The 21,544-nt window shown below is 72.0% G+C and carries 16 protein-coding genes and 1 riboswitch; of the genes, 9 read left to right on the top strand and 7 right to left on the bottom strand.

The window, feature by feature from the left end; genetic code table 11:
• Positions 1–80: 80 nt before the first annotated feature.
• On the bottom strand, positions 81–2,954 hold the full coding sequence (locus ACZ4VA_RS08195; RefSeq protein ID WP_388903300.1) for a bifunctional acetate--CoA ligase family protein/GNAT family N-acetyltransferase: 2,874 nt from the start codon (positions 2,952–2,954) through the stop codon (positions 81–83).
• Positions 2,955–3,159: 205 nt separating this feature from the next.
• On the opposite strand from ACZ4VA_RS08195, the gene ACZ4VA_RS08190 reads away from it, so the two are divergent.
• Positions 3,160–3,441 (top strand): HPr family phosphocarrier protein, encoded by a 282-nt coding sequence (locus ACZ4VA_RS08190; RefSeq protein ID WP_355789688.1) that lies wholly within the window; start codon positions 3,160–3,162, stop codon positions 3,439–3,441.
• A 264-nt stretch (positions 3,442–3,705) separates the two neighbouring features.
• Here ACZ4VA_RS08190 and ACZ4VA_RS08185 read toward each other — a convergent pair whose 3' ends face one another.
• The 4 genes from ACZ4VA_RS08185 to ACZ4VA_RS08170 form a co-directional block, all read right to left on the bottom strand.
• Entirely contained in the window at positions 3,706–4,401 is a 696-nt protein-coding gene (locus ACZ4VA_RS08185; protein WP_355789691.1) for a GntR family transcriptional regulator, read from the bottom strand.
• 185 nt (positions 4,402–4,586) lie between these two features.
• On the bottom strand, positions 4,587–5,351 hold the full coding sequence (locus ACZ4VA_RS08180; RefSeq protein WP_355789693.1) for a M23 family metallopeptidase: 765 nt from the start codon (positions 5,349–5,351) through the stop codon (positions 4,587–4,589).
• A 12-nt stretch (positions 5,352–5,363) separates the two neighbouring features.
• A riboswitch (cyclic di-AMP (ydaO/yuaA leader) is annotated at positions 5,364–5,526 on the bottom strand.
• Positions 5,527–5,770: 244 nt separating this feature from the next.
• A complete protein-coding gene (locus tag ACZ4VA_RS08175) occupies positions 5,771–7,159 on the bottom strand; it encodes a M16 family metallopeptidase (RefSeq protein WP_356173775.1) in 1,389 nt (462 codons plus the stop codon).
• Positions 7,156–8,514 carry a M16 family metallopeptidase gene (locus ACZ4VA_RS08170; protein WP_355779088.1) on the bottom strand — a complete coding sequence of 453 codons (1,359 nt, stop codon included), beginning with the start codon at positions 8,512–8,514 and terminating at the stop codon, positions 7,156–7,158. Before ACZ4VA_RS08170 ends, ACZ4VA_RS08175 begins: the two co-directional genes overlap by 4 nt.
• Positions 8,515–8,991: 477 nt before the next feature.
• On the opposite strand from ACZ4VA_RS08170, the gene ACZ4VA_RS08165 reads away from it, so the two are divergent.
• Complete coding sequence (locus tag ACZ4VA_RS08165) at positions 8,992–11,448, top strand: DNA gyrase/topoisomerase IV subunit A (protein ID WP_355779085.1); 2,457 nt, start codon at positions 8,992–8,994, stop codon at positions 11,446–11,448.
• Between the two features lie 7 nt (positions 11,449–11,455).
• Here ACZ4VA_RS08165 and ACZ4VA_RS08160 read toward each other — a convergent pair whose 3' ends face one another.
• Entirely contained in the window at positions 11,456–12,583 is a 1,128-nt protein-coding gene (locus ACZ4VA_RS08160; RefSeq protein WP_468080417.1) for a CobW family GTP-binding protein, read from the bottom strand.
• A gap of 380 nt (positions 12,584–12,963) precedes the next feature.
• On the opposite strand from ACZ4VA_RS08160, the gene ACZ4VA_RS08155 reads away from it, so the two are divergent.
• Both ACZ4VA_RS08155 and ACZ4VA_RS08150 read left to right on the top strand, forming a co-directional pair.
• Positions 12,964–13,458, top strand: coding sequence for a DUF6082 family protein (locus tag ACZ4VA_RS08155; protein WP_355782891.1), 495 nt, complete (start codon positions 12,964–12,966; stop codon positions 13,456–13,458).
• A 604-nt stretch (positions 13,459–14,062) separates the two neighbouring features.
• Positions 14,063–14,299, top strand: coding sequence for a hypothetical protein (locus ACZ4VA_RS08150; RefSeq protein WP_355782912.1), 237 nt, complete (start codon positions 14,063–14,065; stop codon positions 14,297–14,299).
• A gap of 46 nt (positions 14,300–14,345) precedes the next feature.
• On the opposite strand, the gene ACZ4VA_RS08145 is transcribed toward ACZ4VA_RS08150, so the two are convergent.
• Entirely contained in the window at positions 14,346–15,521 is a 1,176-nt protein-coding gene (locus ACZ4VA_RS08145) for a citrate synthase (protein ID WP_468080415.1), read from the bottom strand.
• A 107-nt stretch (positions 15,522–15,628) separates the two neighbouring features.
• Here ACZ4VA_RS08145 and ACZ4VA_RS08140 point away from each other — a divergent pair, with 107 nt between their 5' ends.
• From ACZ4VA_RS08140 to ACZ4VA_RS08120, 5 genes are all read left to right on the top strand, one after another.
• Positions 15,629–16,894 carry a citrate synthase gene (locus ACZ4VA_RS08140; RefSeq protein ID WP_468080413.1) on the top strand — a complete coding sequence of 422 codons (1,266 nt, stop codon included), beginning with the start codon at positions 15,629–15,631 and terminating at the stop codon, positions 16,892–16,894.
• 141 nt (positions 16,895–17,035) lie between these two features.
• Positions 17,036–17,980, top strand: coding sequence for a sucrase ferredoxin (locus ACZ4VA_RS08135; protein ID WP_355782897.1), 945 nt, complete (start codon positions 17,036–17,038; stop codon positions 17,978–17,980).
• 127 nt (positions 17,981–18,107) lie between these two features.
• Positions 18,108–19,943 (top strand): ATP-binding protein, encoded by a 1,836-nt coding sequence (locus ACZ4VA_RS08130; protein WP_468080411.1) that lies wholly within the window; start codon positions 18,108–18,110, stop codon positions 19,941–19,943.
• Entirely contained in the window at positions 19,940–20,620 is a 681-nt protein-coding gene (locus tag ACZ4VA_RS08125; RefSeq protein ID WP_355782903.1) for a response regulator, read from the top strand. The genes ACZ4VA_RS08130 and ACZ4VA_RS08125 overlap by 4 nt, the downstream gene beginning before the upstream one ends.
• Before the next feature lie 163 nt (positions 20,621–20,783).
• On the top strand, positions 20,784–21,476 hold the full coding sequence (locus ACZ4VA_RS08120; RefSeq protein ID WP_356173802.1) for a response regulator: 693 nt from the start codon (positions 20,784–20,786) through the stop codon (positions 21,474–21,476).
• The last annotated feature ends 68 nt before the right edge of the window (positions 21,477–21,544 follow it).

The raw sequence follows: 21,544 nt of genomic DNA, 5'->3' as shown, positions 1-21,544 counted from the left end.
CGGTGGCGCACCGGCTGCGAGGCACCGCTCGCGGGTGTCGGGCGGGGGACGGGCCACCCGGCGGGGGCGGCGGGGCGCGGTCAGACGACGGGGAGCGTGCGGGGGCCCAGGTCGTCGCGGGCGGGGGGACGGGCGAGCCGCACGGTGGCACCGAGGACGCTCACGCCGTGCGGCGCGACGACGACCGGCTCCAGGGAGACCGCGACGACCTCCGGGTGGTCGTCGACCAGCCGCGACAGGCGCAGCATGAGCTCTTCGAGGGCGGCCGTGTCGACGGGGGCCGAGCCGCGCCAGCCGAACAGGAGCGGCGCCGTCCGCACCGACCGCACCAGCGAGGCCGCCTCCCGGTCGGTGACCGGGATCAGCCGGTGCGCCGTGTCGCCGAGCAGCTGGGACGCGGCCCCGGCCAGCCCGAACGAGAGCACGGCACCGGCCGCCGGGTCGATGACGGCCCGTACGACGGTGTCGACCCCGCGGGGCGCCATGGCCTGGACGACCGGCCGCAGCTCCTCCGGCGTGCCGAACAGCTCGGTCAACTCGGCGTAGGCCCGGCGCAGTTGCTCCTCGTCGGCGAGGTCGAGCCGGACGCCCCCGAGGTCGGCGCGGTGGCGCAGGTGCGGGGCGGTGGCCTTGAGGGCCACGGGGTAGCCGAGGGTGCGGGCGGCCTCGGCCGCGTCGTCGGGCGTGGGCGCGGGCAGGGCCCTGCGGACGGCGATCCCGTACCGCCCGAGGAGGTCGCAGGTCTCGTCCGGGCCCAGCGTGAGCCCCTCAGTGCTCGCGAGGAGTCCGTCGATCAGCGCGGCGGCGCCCCTCTCGTCGATGTCCTCGCACTCCGGGACCTTGCCGGGGTCGGCGGCCTCCCGGCGCCACTGGGCGTACTTCACGGCCTCGGCGAGGGCGCGGACGGCCCGCTCGGCGGCGGGGTACGCCGGGATGAGGCGGGGGCTCGCGGCGAGGTCGTCGCCGGCTGCGCGCTCCGCCGGGCGCGGCGTCCCGGCGGTCCGCTCGGAGGGTGCCGGGGAGGTCCGGGCCCCGGCCGGCTGGGGGGCGGTGCTCGCGGCGGCGGACAGCGCCTCGGCGAGACCGCCCAGCTCGACGTGGACGACGAGCACCGGTTTGGCGGGAGCGGCCGTGGCGGCGGAGCGCAGCGCCTCGGCCAGCGCCGCGTCGGCCGCGGACGTCTCCCCCACGGCCGGGATGGCGGTCACCACCACGGCGTCGCAGTCGTCGTCGGCCAGCGCGTGGGCCAGCGCGTCGTGGAAGTCGTCCGCCGAGGCCGCCGTCGTCAGGTCGAGCGGGGGCAGCGGGCGCAGTCCCTGGGCGAGGCAGGCGTCGTAGGTGAGGAGGCCGAGCGACTCCGAGTTGCCGAGGATCGCGACCCTGGGGCCCTGCGGAAGGGGCTGGCGGGCCAGCAGCAGCCCCGCGTCGACGAGCTCGGTGATCGTGTCGACGCGGATGACGCCGGCCTGCCGCAGCAGCGCGGAGACCGTCGCGTGCGGGAGCCGGGTGGCCCGTACGGCGTGGCCCTGCGGGGCGGCCCCGCCGTGCCGCGCGCCCTGGACGACGACCAGCGGCTTCGCCGCCGCGGTCCGCCGGGCGAGCCGGGTGAACTTGCGGGGGTTGCCGATGGACTCCAGGTACATCAGGGCGACGTCGGTGTCCGGGTCGTCGTACCAGTACTGGAGCACGTCGTTGCCGGACACGTCCGCACGGTTGCCGGACGAGACGAACGTCGACACGCCCGTGACGCCCGTGACGCCGCCGCCGCGCCGGTGCAGCCGGGACAGCAGCGCGATGCCGATCGCCCCCGACTGGGCGAACAGGCCGATCCGGCCGGCGCGCGGCATCTCCGGCGCGAGGGAGGCGTTGAGGCGCACCCGGGGGGAGGTGTTGATGACCCCGAAGGCGTTGGGCCCGATGATGCGCATGCCGTACGTACGGGCCTGGCGGACCAGCTCGCGCTGGCGCTCGCGTCCCTCGGGACCGCTCTCCGCGTATCCGGCGGAGACCACGACGAGTCCCTGCACGCCGTGCACACCGCACTCGGCGACGATCTCGGGCACCTGTTCCACGGGGACGGCGACGACCGCCAGGTCGACGGGCTCGGCGATCTCCCGGACGGAGCGGTGGGCCGGGACGCCGGCCAGCTCCTTCTCCTCGAACGCCCGGTTCACCGCGTACAGGCGGCCGGTGAAGCCGGCGTCGCGCAGGTTGTCCAGGACGCTGCGGCCGACTCCCCCGGGGGTGCGGCCCGCTCCGATCACGGCCACCGAGCCCGGCGCGAGCAGCCGCTGCACGGACCGCGCCTCGGCCCGCTGCTCCCGCGCCCACTGGACGGCGCGTGAGCGGTCCGTCGGCTCCAGGTCGAACTCCAGCCGGACGACGCCGTCCTCGAAGCTGCGCTTCTGCTGGTAGCCGGCGTCCGTGAACACCTTGATCATCTTGCTGTTGGCCGGCAGCACCTCGGCGGCGAACCTGCGGATGCCGCGCTCCCTGGCCACCGCCGCGATGTGTTCGAGGAGGGCCGAGGCGACGCCGCGCCCCTGGTGGGCGTCCTGGACGAGGAAGGCGACCTCGGCCTCGTCGGAGACGGGGGGCGCCTGTCCGCCGTCGGGGCCGGCGGGCGCCGGGTGGGAGGAGGCGGGCAGTCCGTCGGGGGTGATGCGGTCGTAGCGCACGGTGGCGATGAACTCGCCGCCGACGGTGGCCGCGAGTCCCACGCGGTCCACGAAGTCGTGGTGCGTGAAGCGGCGGACGTCCTTGGCGGACAGGCGCGGGTAGGGCGCGAAGAAGCGATAGTACTTCGACTCGTCCGAGACCTGCTCGTAGAAGCTGACCAGCCGCTCGGCGTCGTCGACCGTGATGGGCCGGATGCGCGCGGTGCCGCCGTCGCGCAGCACCACGTCGGCCTCCCAGTGGGCGGGGTACTCGTGCCGGTCCGACGACGTCTGCATGGGGCCCAGCGTACGGCGCGGGTCCGACACCGTCGCGGCGCAGGCCCGGGCGCGCGACACCCCTTGAGGGCAGGTCCGGCGGCGGCTTCGGGGGGCATCCTGGAGGCGGAGTCCGCCCGGGTCCCGTTCGCGGGCCGCCGGGACACGCTCCACCGTATGGGACACTGGTCTAGACAACCCTGAAACACTCGAAGGGCAGCATCACATGGCTGAGCGCCGCGTCAACGTCGGCTGGGCCGAGGGCCTCCACGCCCGCCCCGCCTCCATCTTCGTCCGGGCGGCCACGGCCTCCGGCGTCCCCGTGACGATCGCCAAGGCGGACGGCGACCCCGTCAACGCCGCGTCGATGCTCGCGGTCCTCGGCCTCGGCGCCCAGGGCGGCGAGGAGATCGTCCTGGCCTCCGACGCCGAGGGTGCGGACGCCGCGCTCGACCGTCTGGCCAAGCTGGTCTCCGAGGGTCTCGACGAGCTTCCCGAGACCGTCTGACCCCGCGGACACCCCGCATGCGGCGAAGCCGCGTCGAACCCGGACCGGGCCGACGCGGCTTCGCCGTTTTCCATGCCCGGACGGAAGCCCCCGCCTCCGTCCGGGTCTTTTCCGTGCACCGCCCCCGACCATTTTCCGCTCCCGGCCCGAACACGGCGTCCGGAGCATGCGGAAAAAGCGCCCCCGTGAATTACCGGCGCACGGAAAAGAAGGCAGCGGAAATACTCCCCCGCCACATATCCCTCTTTGTATACGGCGCTTCTGTTAATGCCGCAGGCCCGACGTGTTTACGGGATGTTGCGAAGTCCTCACACGGTCCGCGAGGTCGCCCCGGCCAGGCGAGCGGAAGCGGTGCGCGGAGCCGGCGCGCTCGGTGTGCAGCGCGGTGATGGCGCGCGCCCGCTCACTGTCCCCGCGTGCGACGGCGTCCACGATGCCGCCGTGCTCGGCCCAGGACTCCGCGGGACTGGCAGGGGCGTCCACCGCGTACATCCAGGCGATCTTGTGCCGCAGCTGGGCGAGCGTCGACGTGAGCGCGGGGCTTCCGGACGCCTGCGCGAGCGTCTCGTGGAACCAGACCCCCAGGGACCGCAGATCCTCGCTGTGGCCCCTCCTGGCCCGCTCCTGCCCCAGCCTGACCAGTCCGCGCAGCACCTTGAGGTGGGCCTCGGTGCGGCGCTGCGCGGCCCGCGCGGCGCCCAGCGGCTCCAGCAGCATCCGCATCTCCAGGAGGTCGGCCGCCTCCTGCTCGGTGGGCTCGGCCACGCACGCGCCCGCGTGCCGCCGGGTGACGACGAAGCCCTCGGCCTCCAGGGTGCGCAGCGCCTCGCGCACCGGGACGCGCGAGACGCCGTAGCGGCGGGCGAGCAGTTCCTCGGTGAGCCGGCCGCCGCGCTCGTAGACACCCGCGACGATGTCGTCACGGATCGCCGTGCATACCGAGTGCGCCGGAATGCGCATGAGCGGACCTCCGCCTTAATCATCGCGAAACGCCGTCGATTGACGCCCATTCAGTGACTCTATTGCAGCGGGACGGAATTTCCGACGGCGGACCGGAATCCATGGCTATTTTTTGGACAGAGGGCCGTTCGAAACGACGAAGGCCCCGGCTCACGGAGCCGGGGCCTTCGGAAGTCGTACGGGTGTCAGAGGCTGACGCCGTGCGAGCGCAGATACGAGACGGGGTCGAGGTCCGAGCCGTACTCGGCCGTCGTACGGGCCTCGAAGTGGAGGTGGGGTCCGGTGGTGTTGCCGGTGGACCCGGAGAGGGCTATCTGCTGTCCCGGGGTGACCGTCTGCCCCTCGGTGACGCTGATGGACGACAGGTGGCCGTACATGGTGTACGTGCCGTCGTGCATCTTGATGACGACCTGGTTGCCGTAGGCACCGCCCCAGCCGGTCGTGACGACGGTGCCCGCGCCGACGGCGTGGACGACGGTGCCCGACGCGGCGTGGAAGTCGACGCCGGTGTGGCTGCCGGAGGACCAGAGGCTGCCACCGGTCTTGTAGCCGGTGGAGACGTAGGAGCCTGCGATCGGCGCGACGAAGGTGTTGAGGAGCTTGCGCTCGGCGGCGCGGGCGGCGCGCGCCTTGGCCGCGCGCTCCTCCTTCACCTCGGCCAGAGCGCGCTGCCGCGCGGCCTCCTCGGCCTTCTTCAGCGCCGCGGCCTCTTCGGCGGCGTGCTGCTGGGCGGCGGCCTGCGCGTCGATCTGCTCGGCGACCGTGTCGCCGATCGTGATGGCCTGGGTGAGCCCGGTCTGCTGGACGGCGGTGTCCGCGGCGAACGCCGGGGCGGCCAGGGTTCCGATGACACCGGTGGTGGTGAGAGCCGCCACGCCCGCCGCACTCTTGGTGGTCCGCGTGATCCGGCTCGGACGACGATGCTTCCCGGTGGCACGGGTGAACGCCATGAAGGGGCTGGTCCTTTCCTTCCCTCTCGCCTACCGGGTTAGCTGACGGGTTCGGAGCAGGAAGGTCTCCTACGGGCCTCCTCCGCGAGGAAGGACGCCCGATTCACCCCAGGGACTGCGATGGGTCCCCGGCTCCCCTGGCTCGCGCCGTACGGGGACTCGGCGATGACTGTCCGGTGCCGCGGACGCGGCGCACTGCCTGACGAACAGCCGGATTGACGCTAAGGGGGGCGTCTTTCGATCGACAAACGGATCGCGGTTTTTGTAGTGCATGCCACAGGGCAGAAGGGCAACCACCTAGCAATACGGACATATTGAGGACGAAGTCGGGTAAGCGCGCGCGAAACCCCGGATGGACCACGGGTAAACGCGAGAACCCCGGCGACCTCTCGGTCACCGGGGTCCTTGTCCGCACGGTCCTACTCGGCTCGTACGACGCTGACTTCACCGATCCCGAGCGCCCTCACGGGCTCCGCGATCTGCGCGGCGTCGCCCACCAGGACGGTCACCAGCCGGTCCACCGGGAAGGCGTTCACGACCGCGGCGGTGGCCTCCACCGTGCCCGTGGCGGCGAGCTGCTGATAGAGGGTCGCCTGGTAGTCGTCCGGGAGGTGTTGCTCGACCTGGTCCGCGAGCGTGCTCGCGACCGCCGCCGCCGTCTCGAACTTGAGCGGGGCGACCCCCACGAGGTTCTGCACGGCCACATCGCGCTCCGCGTCCGTCAGGCCCTCCGCGGCGAGCGTGCGCAGGACCTTCCAGAGGTCGTCCAGGGCGGGACCCGTGTTGGGCGTGTCGATGGAGCCGCTGATGGCGAGCATCGCGGCACCCGAGCCGTCCGGGGCCGAGCGCAGCACCTGGCCGAACGCCCGCACTCCGTAGGTGTAGCCCTTCTCCTCGCGCAGGACGCGGTCCAGGCGCGAGGTGAGCGTGCCGCCGAGGCAGTAGGTGCCGAGCACCTGGGCGGGCCACACGCGGTCGTGACGGTCGGCTCCGACGCGGCCGATGAGCAGCTGCGTCTGCACGGCACCGGGGCGGTCGACGATGATCACGCGGCCCCGGTCGTCCGCGGTCACCGGCGGCACCGGGCGCGGCTCGGCCGACGAGCCGGTCCACGCACCGAGGGTGTCCGCGAGCAGCGCGTCCAGGTCGATCCCGGTGAGGTCGCCGACGATGACGGCGGTGCCGGTGGCGGGGCGGACGTGCTTCTCGTAGAAGGCGCGTACGGCCGCCGCGTCGATCTTCTCGACCGTCGCCTCGCTGCCCTGGCGCGGACGCGACATGCGCGAGGTGGCCGGGAACAGCTCCTTGGAGAGCTCCTTGGCGGCACGGCGGGCCGGGTTGGCGGCCTCGTGAGGGATCTCGTCCAGCCGGTTGCGCACCAGCCGCTCGATCTCGCTGTCCGCGAACGCCGGTGCCCGCAGCGCGTCGGAGAGCAGCCCGAGCGCCTTCTCCAGCCGGGAGACCGGGACTTCGAGGGACAGGCGGACGCCCGGGTGGTCGGCGTGCGAGTCGAGGGTGGCGCCGCAGCGCTCCAGCTCGGCGGCGAACTCCTCGGCGGAGTGCTTGTCGGTGCCCTCGGAGAACGCGCGCGCCATGATCGTGGCGACACCGTCGAGGCCCGCGGGCTCGGCCTCCAGGGGCGCGTCGACGAACACCTCGACGGCGACGACCTGCTGGCCGGGGCGGTGGCAGCGCAACAGCGTCAGGCCGTTGTCGAGCGTGCCGCGCTCGGGCGCCGGGAACGCCCACGGCTTGGCCTCGCCGGCCTGGGGCTGCGGGTGGAACTCCATGGTCGCGAGCTCGGTCACTTGGCCGACTCCTCGTCCTCGTCGGTGGCTTCGGCGGCCTGCGCCTCTTCGGCGGCGACGGGCTCGTAGACGAGCACCGCGCGGTTGTCGGGGCGCAGCCGGGCCTTGGCGACCTCCTGCACCTCCTGGGGGGTGACGGCGAGCACCCGCTGCACGGCGGTCAGGGCCAGCTGCGGGTCGCCGAACAGGACGGCGTAGCGGCACAGTTCGTCGGCGCGGCCGGCGACCGTGCTGAGCCGGTCCAGCCACTCGCGCTCCAACTGGGCCTGGGCGCGCTCCATCTCCTCGGCCGTGGGGCCCTCCTCGGCGAACCGGGCGAGCTCCTCGTCCACGGCCGCCTCGATGACCGGCACCTCGACGTCGCCGGACGTCTTCACGTCGAGCCAGCCCAGGGAGGGTGCCCCGGCGAGCCGCAGCAGGCCGAACCCGGCGGCGACGGCGGTACGGTCCCGGCGTACGAGCCGGTTGTAGAGGCGGGACGACTCGCCGCCGCCGAGGACGGTCAGCGCCACGTCGGCCGCGTCACACGCGCGTGTGCCGTCCTCCGGGAGGCGGTAGGCGGCCATCAGCGCGCGGGCCGGGACCTCCTCCTCGACTACCTCGCGCAGCTGCTCGCCGATGATGTCCGGCAGGGAGCCGTCGCGCGGTGCGGGCTTGCCGTCGTGCCCGGCGATGGAACCGAAGTACTTCTCGATCCAGACGAGCGTCTGCTCCGGGTCGATGTCCCCGACGACCGACAGCACCGCGTTGTTGGGCGCGTAGTAGGTGCGGAAGAACGCGCGGGCGTCCTCCAGGGTGGCCGCGTCCAGGTCCGCCATCGACCCGATCGGGGTGTGGTGGTAGGGGTGGCCCTCCGGGTACGCGAGGGCGGTCAGCTTCTCGAACGCGGTGCCGTAGGGCACGTTGTCGTAGCGCTGCCTGCGCTCGTTCTTGACGACGTCCCGCTGGTTCTCCATGGACTCCTCGTCCAGCGCGGCGAGGAGCGAGCCCATGCGGTCGGCCTCCAGCCAGAGGGCGAGCTCCAGCTGGTGGGCGGGCATGGTCTCGAAGTAGTTGGTGCGCTCGAAGCTCGTCGTGCCGTTCAGCGAGCCGCCCGCGCCCTGGACGAGCTCGAAGTGCCCGTTGCCCTTCACCTGGCCGGAGCCCTGGAACATCAGGTGCTCGAAGAGGTGGGCGAGGCCGGTACGGCCCTTGACCTCGTGGCGCGAGCCGACGTCGTACCAGAGGCACACCGCCGCGACCGGGGTCAGGTGGTCCTCGGAGAGCACCACGCGCAGGCCGTTGGCCAGGCGGTGCTCGGTCGCTGTCAGGCCGCCGGAGCCTGCCTCAGCTGTGGCCGTGTGACCCATGGGCATGTACGTCCCTTCGATCGCGGAAAACTGCAGAATTCCTGCCGGTCCTGCCACTGTATGCAAGCGCGCAGACGCCTGGCGAAGTTCCCGCACCTCGTACGCCCACAGCGAGACTTCCGTGACCCGCAGGCGGACCGGTGTGCGAGCCGAAGCCGCCGGTCGCCGCGGCGGACCCGGGCCGGGACGGACGGAGCGGTCCGGGACGGGACGGGAAGGTCCCGGCCGGTCGAGGGCGAGGGTCCGGAGACGCGAACGGGCGGGCCGGCGAGGGCAGGCCGGGAGGGCCGCGACGGAGGCCGGCCGGGGATCACGGTGGGGGCCGGTGCCCTGCGGCAAGCGGGCTCCGCGTGCCCGGCGGGGGCGGGTCCCCGGCCCCGCCCGGGGCCCTTAATGACGGGTCGTGGTCGGCGTTGTCAGTGCGGCGGTCCACAATGGTGCGCGTCAGATCCCGTTCATGTTGGTGAAGGAGCCGCAGCAGCGATGGCCCGCCGCAGCACGAAGACCCCGCCGCCCGACGACTTCGAGGAGCGGATCCTCGACATCGACGTCGTCGACGAGATGCAGGGCTCCTTCCTCGAGTACGCGTACTCGGTCATCTACTCGCGCGCCCTGCCGGACGCACGTGACGGACTCAAGCCCGTACACCGCCGCATCGTCTACCAGATGAACGAGATGGGCCTGCGCCCCGACCGCGGCTACGTGAAGTGCGCCCGCGTCGTCGGCGAGGTCATGGGTAAGCTCCACCCCCACGGCGACGCGTCGATCTACGACGCCCTCGTGCGGCTGGCGCAGCCCTTCTCCATGCGGCTCCCCCTGGTCGACGGCCACGGCAACTTCGGCTCCCTGGGCAACGACGACCCGCCCGCCGCCATGCGGTACACCGAGTGCCGGATGGCCGACGCCACGTCCCTGATGACGGAGTCGATCGACGAGAACACCGTCGACTTCGCCCCGAACTACGACGGGCAGGAGCAGGAGCCCGGCGTCCTCCCGGCGGCGTACCCGAACCTCCTGGTCAACGGCGCCTCCGGCATCGCCGTCGGCATGGCGACCAACATGCCGCCGCACAACCTCGGCGAGGTCATCGCGGCCGCCCGCCACCTGATCCGCCACCCGGGCGCCGACCTGGACACCCTGATGAAGTACGTCCCCGGCCCCGACCTGCCGACCGGCGGGCGGATCGTCGGTCTCTCCGGGATCAGGGACGCGTACGAGACGGGCCGCGGCACCTTCAAGATCCGCGCCACGGTCGCCGTGGAGAACGTGACACCCCGCCGCAAGGGCCTCGTCGTCACCGAACTCCCCTTCACCGTGGGCCCCGAGAAGGTCATCGCCAAGATCAAGGACCTGGTCGGCGCGAAGAAGCTGCAGGGCATCGCCGACGTCAAGGACCTCACCGACCGCTCGCACGGCCTGCGCCTGGTCATCGAGATCAAGAACGGCTTCGTGCCCGAGGCCGTCCTCGAACAGCTCTACAAGCTGACGCCGATGGAGGAGTCCTTCGGCATCAACAACGTGGCTCTGGTGGACGGCCAGCCCCTCACCCTGGGCCTCAAGGAACTGCTCGAGGTCTACCTGGACCACCGCTTCGACGTCGTCCGCCGGCGCAGCGAGTTCCGGCGCACCAAGAAGCGCGACCGCCTGCACCTCGTCGACGGGCTCCTGATCGCCCTGATCGACATCGACGAGGTCATCCGGCTGATCCGCTCCAGCGACAACTCCGCCCAGGCCAAGGAGCGTCTGATCGGGCGCTTCTCGCTCAGCGACATCCAGACGCAGTACATCCTGGACACGCCGCTGCGCCGGCTCACCCGGTTCGACCGCATCGAGCTGGAGACCGAGCGCGACCGGCTGAACGGCGAGATCGACGAACTGACCGGCATCCTGGAGTCGGACGCGGAGCTGCGCAAGCTGGTCTCCGGTGAACTGGCCTCCGTGGCCAAGAAGTTCGGCACCGACCGGCGTACGGTGCTGCTGGCGTCCGCCGGTTCCCCGGCGGCCACCGTCCCCCTCCAGGTCGCGGACGACCCGTGCCGGGTCCTGCTGTCCTCCACGGGCCTGCTCGCCCGCACGGCGAACGGCGACCCCTTCTCCGAGGACACGGACGGCAAGCGCACCAAGCACGACGTGATCGTCTCCTCGGTGCCGGCGACGGCCCGGGGCGAGATCGGCGCGGTCACCTCCTCCGGCCGCCTGCTCCGCCTGAACGTCATCGACCTCCCGCAGCTGCCGGACTCGGCGACGGCGCCCAACCTCTCCGGGGGCGCACCGATCTCGGAGTTCCTGCCCTCCCTGGAGGCGGACGAGACGGTGGTCTGCCTGATGACGCTGGACGAGTCGTCACCGGGCCTCGCGATCGGCACGGCGCAGGGTGTCGTCAAGCGCGTCGTCCCGGACTACCCGTCGAACAAGGGCGAGCTGGAGGTCATCACGCTCAAGGACGGCGACCGCATCGTCGGAGCCGTCGAGCTGAGCACCGGCGACGAGGACCTGGTCTTCATCACCGACGACGCCCAGTTGCTGCGCTATCAGGCGGCGCAGGTCCGCCCGCAGGGCCGCCCCGCGGGCGGTATGACCGGCATCAAGCTCACCGAGGGCGCCAAGGTGATCTCGTTCACGGCGGTCGACCCCGCCGCGGACGCGGTGGTCTTCACGGTCGCGGGCTCGCGCGGCACCCTGGACGACTCGGTCCAGACGACCGCCAAGCTCACCCCCTTCGACCAGTACCCGCGCAAGGGCCGCGCCACGGGCGGCGTGCGCTGCCAGCGGTTCCTGAAGGGCGAGGACTGCCTGTCGCTGGCCTGGGCCGGTCCCGCCCCGGCACGGGCGGCGCAGAAGAACGGCACGCCCGCCGAGCTGCCCGAGATGGACCCGCGCCGCGACGGCTCGGGCGTGTCCCTGGCGAGGACGGTGGCGGTGGTGGCCGGACCGGTGTGACCCCCGGTCACTCCCGCGGGCCCTGCTCCTGTACGTAGCGGAGGACGCCCCACATGCTGTGCTCATCGGCGTGCGGGGCGTCCTCCTTGCATGTCTCCAGTTCCTTGCCGAGGGCACGGGCGTCGATGCCGGCCCCGATGAGCACGAGCTGGGTCAGCCGCTCCCCGGTCCCCGTCCAGGGCTCCGGGTAGAAGCGCAGGAAACGTCCGACGGCGTGTACGGCGTACCGGTTGCGCGGGTCGGCCGGACCGAAGTCGACGTACCCCTTGATGCGGTAGAGCCCCTCGGGCCTGCTGTCGAGGAAGTCCATGAGGCGGCGGGGCGCGAGCGGCACGTCGGAGGTGAAGGACAACGACTCGTAGCCGGAGTGCAGATGCCCGCCGCGGCCGCCCCGGTCTCCCCCGTGGTCTCCATGTCCGTCTCCGTCTCGGTGGACATGGAGGTCGTCGAAGGACAGCTGCCCGATGCGCTCCTCGGACGGCCTGCAGTCGAAGAGGAACTCGGGGTCGACGCGGCCGAAGGTCGCCGGTACGACGGCGGCACGGCCGGCGAGGTCACGGACGGCCCGCAGCACGCGCTCGCCGTCGGCGTGCGGCTCGTCCGGGCCGTCGCCCTGCCCCTGCCGCCCCGCCACGGCCCGGTCGAGCTTGTTGACGACGACGAGGTCGGCCAGGGCGAGGTGCCGTTCGATCTCGGGGTGCCTTTCGCGCGTGGCGTCGAACTCGGCGGCGTCCACGACCTCGACGAGCCCGCCGTAGACGACACGCGGGTTCTCACTCGCCAGCACCATCCGCACGAGTTCCTGCGGCTCGGCCAGCCCGCTCGCCTCGATGACGATGACGTCGATCCCGGCCGAGGGCCTGGCGAGCCGCTCCAGGTAGTCGTCGAGCTCGCCGGCGTCGACGGCGCAGCACAGGCATCCGTTCCCGAGGGCGACGGTGGAGTCGCCGAGCACTCCGGCGACGGCCATGGCGTCGATGTCGATCGCCCCGAAGTCGTTGACGATCGCGCCGATACGGCTGCCTCCGCTGTGGTGCAGCAGATGGTTGAGCAAGGTGGTCTTGCCGGAGCCCAGGAAGCCCGCGAGGACGACGACCGGGATCTGCGGACTCGACTGACTCTGCTGGCTCGACATGCGCCCTCTCTGTGCCTGAGCGTGCACCGGCTCGTGGACCGGCTCCCGTGCGCGGAATGAATGCCGAACCAGGATACGAGCGGGAGGAAACGCCGCGAAGTGAACGATTGTTAGCAGCGCTCGCGGGGCACACGTTGGGCATGGCGCCGGGAAACGCAACCCGCACTTCCCTCCGTGCGCCTCCTCTCCGCCTCCCTGCCGATCAGAGCCGCTCGGCAAAACTGGGAGACGGCAAGCGCCGCCCATCGCTCGCCGGTCCGCTCCCTGTCGCCCCACACCCGACGACCGGCGGACGGTCGCCTGATTCGGGGGTTGACATGGCCACACGGAAAGTAGCGGTACCGGGGCTGGGCTCCGTGGCCGCGGCGGGGGTAGGCCTGGTGACGGGCGCTCTCGCGACCCTGACCGCACAGCGCCGAGCTCGCGACTCCCTGCGTCTGCGTGTCGAGCGTCTGGAGCGGAGCGGGAACGCACAACACCGTGCCAACCTCGCCCACCAGCAGCGCCTGCACTGGGAGCTGCTGAGCAAGGCGATGGACGACCCCGAGCTGGCCGAGGTACTGAACACCTACGAGGAGACCGTCCCCGCCAACAGGCAGCGGCAGTTCCTCTTCGCCAATGCCCTCTACACCAACGCCCTCTGCTACTACCGGATCGGCAACATCAGCCGCGAAGAGTTCTTCGGCTTCGTAAGGGGCATCCTGCAGAACCCCGTCTTCCGCGAGTACTGGTACGCCACCAGGCCCCACCGCGCGACATTGATCGAGACGTCCGAAGAAGCCGAACTCGGACGCATGGTCGAAGATCTGCTCCGCCAATTGGAGGAGACGGACATCGACGAGTGGTGGGTTGTGGGTGAACCCCCGAGCGAGTAGCGCTCGGGGACCGCGGTGAGCCCCCAACGTGCCGGACGCCCCGCACCTTCGTGGATCACACCGTCGGCCGAGTAACGAATCGATAAATGCACACGTTTCCCCAGATGCCAACAGGGTTGACTGCTCCGCACTCGCGCCAAGCGTCGACCCCACAGCGTCGCTCCGTGCCGCCCGTTCGTCGAGCCAGCCCCCTCGCAGGCTCTTCGCGACGCGTAGCGCTGCGTGCAGGCACTCAGCCTCGAGACCAAGGGAAACTTGAACAGTGAGTCAGATCAGCCGTCGGCTTGGCCTCCCTCCCAAAGCGCGGGGAAGCGTGTCCGGGCAGAACTGCCCGGACATCTTCGAGTTGTCCGACGGGAAATTCGCGGTCATCGGCACCGATGCCACCGTCACGCTGGGCGCTCGGCTCCCTGCCGACGCAAGCCGCGCCGAGCACGAACGCATCGTGGTCATCACTCGCGAAACCCTGATTCACGCGAAGGGCGACATCCCCACAGCCCCCGAAGGCGTTGAGGCATCCTCCGCGCCGGTCAGCACGGGACGCTCGAGGACAGTCATCACCAGGCCTGTGCCCAAACCTGCCGACAGGGAAGGTCAACACCAGGTGAAAATCGTACGGCGTATCGGTTCGTCGCCAACTGACAGAGGCAGCGCCACCGGACAAACCTGCCCGGACATCTTCGAACTGGAAGACGGCAATTTCGCCATCATCGGGGTGGAGGCCACGGACGCTCTCGACGGCGAGCTGCCGGCCGACGCCGCTCGCGCCGACTACGAACGCATCGTCGTCATCACTCGCGAAACGCTGGTGCGAGCCAAGGCCGACATCCCGGACGCCTGACGTCGACGCGGGTCCCGGCGTCCCCTCCTTCGGGCGCCGGGCCCACTTAGACCACCGCCGGAATCCTCTGCGGCGCCGGTTCGCCCACGTACCGGGCCGCCGGGCGGATGATCTTCGAGTCCTCCGCCTGTTCCAGGATGTTGGCGCTCCAGCCGACGACCCGGGCAGCCGCGAACGTCGGCGTGAACATCTCCCGGGGCAGCCCGCACAACTCCATGACGACACCGGCGTAGAACTCCACGTTCGTGTGCAGTTCCCGGCCCGGCTTCAGCTCGGCCAGGATCGCCTCGACGCGCCGCTCGACCTCGACCGCGAATGCGACCAGTGGGCCGCCGAAGCTCTCGGCGATGCCTCGCAGCATGCGGGAGCGCGGATCCTCCGTCCGGTAGACGGGGTGGCCGAAACCCATGATGCGGTCACCGGCCAGGACGCGTTCACGGATCCAGGCGTCGATGCGGTCGGGCGTGCCGATCGCGTCCAGCGTGTCCAGAGCGCGACTGGGGGCGCCACCGTGCAGAGGGCCGGAGAGGGCCCCCACGGCCCCGACGAGACACGCGGCGACGTCAGCTCCCGTCGACGCGATCACCCGCGCGGTGAAAGTTGACGCATTGAATCCGTGATCAATGGTGGAGATCAGGTATTGCTCGATAGCCCTGGTACGCGTCTCGTCCGGCTTCGAACCGGTCAGCATGAAGAGGTAGTTCGCCGCGTACGACAGGTCCTCGCGCGGTTCCACCGGGTCGAGTCCGCGCCCGAGGCGGTACAGCGCCGTGAGCAGCGTCGGTACGGCGGCGGAGGCGGCAAGGGCGTCCGCGCGACGCCGGTCGGGGTCGATGTCGTACACCGGCCGGAAGCCCGAGGCCGCGCCGAGCAGTGACAGGGCCGTACGCATCCCGGCGAGCGCGCCGCTGCCCGCGCTTCCCTGGGCGATGCCCGGCAGGGCCGCCCGCACCTCGTCCGGCAGCCGTCGTAGGGCGGCCGTCCTCGCGGTGAACTCGGCCCGCTGTGCGGGGTCCGGCAGTTCGCCGTGGACCATCAGGTGCCAGACGTCCTCGAAGCCGCGGGTCTGTGCGAGTTCGACGGCCGAGTACTGGCGGTAGTGGTAGAAGCCCTCCCGGCCTCTCACGTCACCGAGTGCTGTGTCGGTGACGACGACGCCCGCGAGTCCCCGCGGGACGTCGACAGGGGTGAGGGACGCGGTGGCGACCTGGTTGTTCGGCATGGTTCCTCCCTGGACTTGATTCGACTGTCCATGCTTGACTCAATTGTTGTCAACATTGATCCAATCAATGTGAATCAACCCCGTCGAGATATGGATACGGTGACGCCATGAGGGATCAGGAACCGTCGGCTCCCACCCGCGACACGGGGCGGCGGCTCAACACCAAGGAGACCGCCGAACTGCTCGGCGTGAAGCCCGAGACCGTCTACGCCTACGTGAGCCGCGGCCAGCTCGCCAGCCGGCGCGACCCCGGCGGGCGCGGAAGCACCTTCGACGCCCAGGAGGTCGAGGCGCTCGCCCGGCGCAACAGGCGCGACGGCGCCGGGAGTTCGAGCACGGGGGGTGAGCTGTCCGTCCGTACCCGCATCACCCTGATCGACGCGGATCACTACTACTTCCGGGGCGTCGACGCGACCGAACTGGCCGCCCGGTACTCCTACGAGGAGATCGCCGAATGGCTGTGGACGGAACAGCTGCGCCGCGGCGTCACCTTCACCGCCCCTGAGGCCTCCGTGGCCGTGGCGCGCCGAGCCGTCGAGTCGCTGCCCGAACACAGCGGGCCGACCGACCGGTTGCGGGTCGCCGCGATCGCGGCCGCGGCTGCGGACCCTCTGCGCTTCGACCTCTCCGAGGAGGCGGTTCTCGGTACCGCGCGCACCCTCATCCCCACCCTCGTCGCGGCTCTCCCGCCGAAGCGGCACGACCACCGGGACGAGGGACCGCTGGCCCAACGGCTGTGGGCGCGGCTCAGCGGGCGTACACCTGACGAGCCGTCACTGCGCGTACTGGACACGGCACTCGGGCTGCTCGTCGACCACGACCTCGCCGCCTCGACACTCGCGGTCCGGGTCGCCGCGTCGGCCCGGGCGCACGCCTACGCGGCCGTCTCCGCGGGCCTGGGCGTCCTCGAAGGCCCCCTGCACGGCGCGGCCAGCGGCCTCGCCCACCGGCTACTCCTGGAAGTCCTGGACAGGGGGACCGCCGTCCCGGTGATCGCGGACGAGTTGCGCGCCGGCCGCCGCGTCCCGGGCCTCGGGCACCGCCTGTATCAAGGCGAGGATCCTCGCGCGCGTGCCCTGTTCGCGCTCCTGGAGGACGTACCGCAGGCCGCGCCGGCCCTGGCGGCCGCCCGGGACATCGCGACCACCGCGGCCCGTCACACGCCCTTGCACGCCAACGTCGACCTCGCCCTGGCCGTCCTCACGGTCGCCTCCGGGATGCAGTCGAGCGCGGGGGAGACGGTCTTCGCCGTCGCGCGCACCGCCGGCTGGATCGCGCACACGCTGGAGGAGTACGGGGAGAGGCCGCTGCGCATGAGGCCGAGCGGGCACTACGTGGGCGCTCGGCCGCCACAGCCGTTCCCGGGCGAGTGAGCGGGGCCGTTTCGGGAAACCGATCGACACCTCGCGCCCAGCGCGAGCCGGATATAACCTCGTATGCCGGGTATGGGGTCTACAGCCCCGTCTCGGGGTCGCTGGAAGCCGTCCGAGGGAACTCAGGTTAGGCTCACCTCTGTGAGTACGTGCACGACCGCGTCCCGGGAGCTCGACGAGCCCCTCGCGGGCACCGCGGCCACCGCGAGAACCTGGCTGCTGCTGGAGCAGCCGGGACCCTGGGGTGCCAAGGCGCTCACCTCGAGCCACCTGGACCCCGCGCTCGGCCGCGCCCTCGAAGCCGCCGCCAAGGACACGGGTGTACGTATCGCACTCATCCGACGTCCCGGTCGTCACGCCGACTGCGGCACGCCCACCGAACGCCAGGTGTACGCGGCGCACACCGTCCCCGGAAACGCCTGGCTGCACAGCGCCACGGTGTCCGATCCGCAGGAGCTCCTCGACCTCGACCTCGCCGCGCTCGGCGGAGGCGACCACCACACCTTCGACGCGGCCCTGCGAGGCCGGCCGCACACCGCCGCCCCGCTCGCGCTCGTCTGCACCAACGGCAAGCGTGACCGCTGCTGCGCGCTCCTCGGGCGCCCTCTCGCGGCCGAACTCGCCGCCTCCGGCGTCACGGGCGCCTGGGAGGTCACCCACCTCGGCGGCCACCGTTTCTCGCCCACCCTGCTCGTCCTGCCGTTCGGATACGCCTACGGGCGCGTCGGGGCCCACCAGGTCAAGGAGGTCCTCCAGGGCGTACGGGAGGGACGCGTCGTCACAGAGGGGTGCCGAGGAAGCTCCGCCTGGGAGCGCCCGGCACAGGCCGCCGAGCTCGCGGTGCGCACCGCGACCGGAGAACACGCCGCGGACGCGCTGACCGTCCTCCGCACGGATGGAGCGGCACCGCGCTGGGAGGTGACGCTCGCCCACACGGACGGCCGACTGTGGCGTGTCGTCGTCGCCATGGGCGCGTCCGAACCGCCCCGCGAGGAGAGCTGCGGCTCGGCACTCGGCTCCCCGGCCCGCATGGACGTCGTGGCGGTACGGGAACTGCGCGCGGCGGATCTTCCCGTTCCGCATTGACCCGCAGCGACATCCTCTACTGGGACGCAGGACAACCACGGTCGTCCCGACACCCGTCGGCAACCTTCGGGAGATCCCCACCACACCCCCTACGGCCTCCCCCACGCGCCCCCGTACCGTCATAGGCATGAGCCCCACTCACCCTGGCCGTCGGCTCCGTCTCGGGTTGCCGCGGCGGATGTTCTCGCAGGTGCTGCTCATGCAGGTGGCGATCGCCGCCGGAGTGGCCGTGCTCGCCACCGGGCTGTTCCTCGCGCCGCTCAGCGAGCAGCTGGACGACCAGGCGATGCGCCGGGCGCTGGCGATCGCGCAGACCACGGCGGCCCAGCCGCAGATCGCCGAGGACCTGCGGTCGAGCCGACCGACGGCGGACGGCCCCGTCCAGCAGGAGGCCGAGCGCATCCGTGAGGCCAGCGGGGCCGAGTACGTCGTCGTGATGAACATGCGCGGGGTGCGCTGGTCGCACACCGACCCGGCGCAGATCGGCGGGGTCGTCTCGACCGACCCACGCCAGGCTCTGGCCGGCCGGGACGTCATGGAGATCGACACCGGCACGCTGGGCCGTTCGGCGCGCGGGAAGGTGCCGCTGCGGGCCGAGGACGGCGCCATCGTGGGCGCGGTCTCGGTCGGCATCGAGTACGACAGCGTGCGCGCCCGGCTCATCCACGCGATCCCCGGGCTCCTCGCCTACGCGGGCGGGGCCATGGCGGTCGGCGCGCTGGCGGCGTATCTGATCTCCCGCCGGGTGCAGCGGCAGACCCGGGACCTGGCGTTCTCGGACATCTCGGCGATGCTCGCGGAACGCGAGGCCATGCTGCACGGCATCCGCGAAGGAGTCGTCGCCCTGGACCGCGGCGGCCGGGTCCGGCTCCTGAACGACGAGGCGCAGCGGCTGCTCGGGCTCGACGCGGAGGCCATCGGACGGCCCCTCGACGACACGCTCGGCCCCGGCCGCACCACCGATGTCCTGGCCGGACGCGTCACCGGCACCGATCTCCTCACCGTCCGGGGTCAGCGCGTCCTGGTCGCCAACCGCATGCCCACCGACGACGGGGGCGCCGTCGCCACCCTGCGCGACCGGACCGAGCTGGAGCAGTTGGGCCGCGAGCTGGACTCGACGCGCGGTCTGATCGACGCCCTGCGCGCCCAGGACCACGAACACGCCAACCGCATGCACACGCTCCTGGGGCTCCTCGAACTGGAGATGTACGACGAGGCCGTGGAGTTCGTCGGCGAGGTGGTCGGCGACCACCGGGCCACCGCGGAACAGGTCACGGAGAAGATCCAGGACCCGCTGCTCGCCGCCCTGCTGGTCGGCAAGGCCACCGTCGCCGCGGAGCGCGGAGTGGCGCTGTGGATCTCGGACCGGACGTTCCTGCCGGACCGGCTGATCGATCCCCGGGGGCTGGTCACCGTCGTGGGGAACCTCGTCGACAACGCGCTGGACGCCGTCGGGGGCACGCCTCACGCGCGCGTGGAGGTCGAATTGCGCGCGGAGGGGCGTACGGCGGTGCTGCGCGTACGGGACACCGGGCCCGGGATTCCGGCGGAGCAGCGGCAGTTGATCTTCACCGACGGGTGGTCCACGAAGAAGCCCCCGGCGCACGGCAAGCGCGGGATCGGCCTCTCCCTGGTGCGGCGGCTGGCCGAGCGGCAGGGTGGGAGCGCCGAGGTGGCGGAGGCGGACGGCGGGGGCGCCGAGTTCACCGTCGTACTGCCGGAGGCGCTCACCGGGCCGGGCCTGACGCCCGAAGCCGAACCGGGACCGGTGGGAGCAACCGGATCGGCACACGGCGACGGAGCCGGATGGACGCTCTCGCCGGGGAGGGAGCCCGGTCAGGCGCCGGGAGACGGGCACGAGTCCGCCCCAGGGGCGGTCGCGGGCGACGCCCCTGGGGCAGCGTCCTCCGCGTCCGTCCCGTCCCCCGCCGTCCCCGCGTCCGCCGAGGAGGAGTCACGATGATCGAGGTACTCGTCGTGGACGACGACATCCGCGTCGCGCGGGTCAACGCCGCGTACGTGCAGAAGGTGGCCGGCTTCCATGTCGCGGGCGAGGCGCACACCGCCGCCGAGGCGCTCCACCTGATGGAGACGCTGCCGCGCCTGGACCTGGTCCTCATGGACCACTACATGCCGGACGAGACGGGCCTGGCCGTCGTCCAGGAGATGCGGCGGCGCGGCCACCAGACCGACGTCATCATGGTGACGGCGGCCCGGGACGTCGCGACCGTGCAGGCGGCGATGCGGCAGGGCGCGCTCCAGTACCTGGTCAAGCCGTTCGCGTTCGCCGGTCTGCGCGCCAAGCTGGAGGCGTACGCGGGTCTGCGCCGTACCCTCGACGGTGGCGGTGAGGCCGAACAGGCCGAGGTGGACCGCATCTTCGGAGCCCTCTCGACGGGCGCGGAGCCCGACCTGCCCAAGGGCCACTCCCCCACCACCGCCGAACTCGTACGCCGTGCCCTGGTGAACGCCGAGGGCCCCCTGTCGGCCCAGGAGATCGCGGAGGCGACCGGACTGAGCCGGCAGACCGCCCAGCGCTATCTGAAGCTCCTGGAGCGCACGGGGCGCGCCCGGCTGACCCTCAGGTACGGCGACGCGGGGCGCCCGGAGCACCGCTACGTCTGGGCGACCCGCAGGTGAGGACGGCCCGCGGTCGAGGCGCGCCCCAAAGGAGCGGCCTTCTTTTAGGCGCAAGGTCCTCTTCCGCTTGCCGGAGTCTGTTGTGCTCACTCCGGTCGCGCTACAACAGCGGGACCGGAACACGGGCTCCGCGCTCGGCCGGCCCTGACGGAAAGAGGGGTTGATGCTGGACGTCCTGGTCGTGGACGACGACCTCCGCGTTGCCGAGATCAATGCCAGGTACGTGGAGAAGGTGCCCGGGTTCCGGGTCGCCGCCCGCGCCCACAGCGCCGCCGAGGCGCTGGCCGCCATCGAACGCACGCCTGTCGACCTCGTGCTGCTCGACCACTGCCTGCCGGACGGGACGGGCCTCGACCTGGTCCGCCGGCTGCGGGAGGACGGCCACGGCACCGACGTCATCATGATCACGGCCGTCGGCGACGTCGACACCGTGCAGGCCGCCCTTCGGCTGGGTGCCCTGCACTACCTGGTCAAGCCGTTCACCTTCGCCGCCCTGCGCACCCGGTTGGAGTCGTACGCCGCCCTGCGCCGCACCGTCGACCGGGTGGGCGGGCGCGGCCCGGCGGACCAGGAACAGGTCGACCGGATCTTCGGCGCGCTGCGCACCGCGCCCACGCCCTCGGCACCCGAACTCCCCAGCGGCCACTCGGAAGCGACCACGGACTTGATCTGCGACGTGCTGCACCGCGCCGGGCGTCCGCTGTCCGCCGTCGAGGTCGCCGCCGAGGCAGGACTGAGCCGCTCCACCGCCCAGCGCTATCTCCGCCACCTGGAACAGGCGGGGCGCCTGCGCCTCTCCCTCAAGTACGGCGACACCGGACGCCCCGAACACCGGTACGCGTTGATCGCCCCCTGAACGGGCCCGGACACCCGGACTCCACGGGCGTGCTTCGCGACCAGCGCCCTGCACACGCCCGCGGTGCC

The sequence above is a fragment of the Streptomyces sp. NPDC028308 genome (genome assembly GCF_055565855.1).
This window is presented reverse-complemented; position numbering and strand designations above follow the sequence as displayed.

What these genes read in the sequence shown, in the direction of transcription:
- ACZ4VA_RS08120 (WP_356173802.1), top strand. Translation starts at nt 20,784, where the DNA reads ATGCTGGACGTCCTGGTCGTGGACGACGACCTCCGCGTTGCCGAGATC.
- ACZ4VA_RS08195 (WP_388903300.1), bottom strand. Translation starts at nt 2,954, where the DNA reads ATGCAGACGTCGTCGGACCGGCACGAGTACCCCGCCCACTGGGAGGCC.
- ACZ4VA_RS08140 (WP_468080413.1), top strand. Translation starts at nt 15,629, where the DNA reads ATGAGGGATCAGGAACCGTCGGCTCCCACCCGCGACACGGGGCGGCGG.
- ACZ4VA_RS08190 (WP_355789688.1), top strand. Translation starts at nt 3,160, where the DNA reads ATGGCTGAGCGCCGCGTCAACGTCGGCTGGGCCGAGGGCCTCCACGCC.
- ACZ4VA_RS08185 (WP_355789691.1), bottom strand. Translation starts at nt 4,401, where the DNA reads ATGCGCATTCCGGCGCACTCGGTATGCACGGCGATCCGTGACGACATC.
- ACZ4VA_RS08130 (WP_468080411.1), top strand. Translation starts at nt 18,108, where the DNA reads ATGAGCCCCACTCACCCTGGCCGTCGGCTCCGTCTCGGGTTGCCGCGG.
- ACZ4VA_RS08145 (WP_468080415.1), bottom strand. Translation starts at nt 15,521, where the DNA reads ATGCCGAACAACCAGGTCGCCACCGCGTCCCTCACCCCTGTCGACGTC.
- ACZ4VA_RS08160 (WP_468080417.1), bottom strand. Translation starts at nt 12,583, where the DNA reads ATGTCGAGCCAGCAGAGTCAGTCGAGTCCGCAGATCCCGGTCGTCGTC.
- ACZ4VA_RS08180 (WP_355789693.1), bottom strand. Translation starts at nt 5,351, where the DNA reads ATGGCGTTCACCCGTGCCACCGGGAAGCATCGTCGTCCGAGCCGGATC.
- ACZ4VA_RS08125 (WP_355782903.1), top strand. Translation starts at nt 19,940, where the DNA reads ATGATCGAGGTACTCGTCGTGGACGACGACATCCGCGTCGCGCGGGTC.
- ACZ4VA_RS08170 (WP_355779088.1), bottom strand. Translation starts at nt 8,514, where the DNA reads ATGCCCATGGGTCACACGGCCACAGCTGAGGCAGGCTCCGGCGGCCTG.
- ACZ4VA_RS08165 (WP_355779085.1), top strand. Translation starts at nt 8,992, where the DNA reads ATGGCCCGCCGCAGCACGAAGACCCCGCCGCCCGACGACTTCGAGGAG.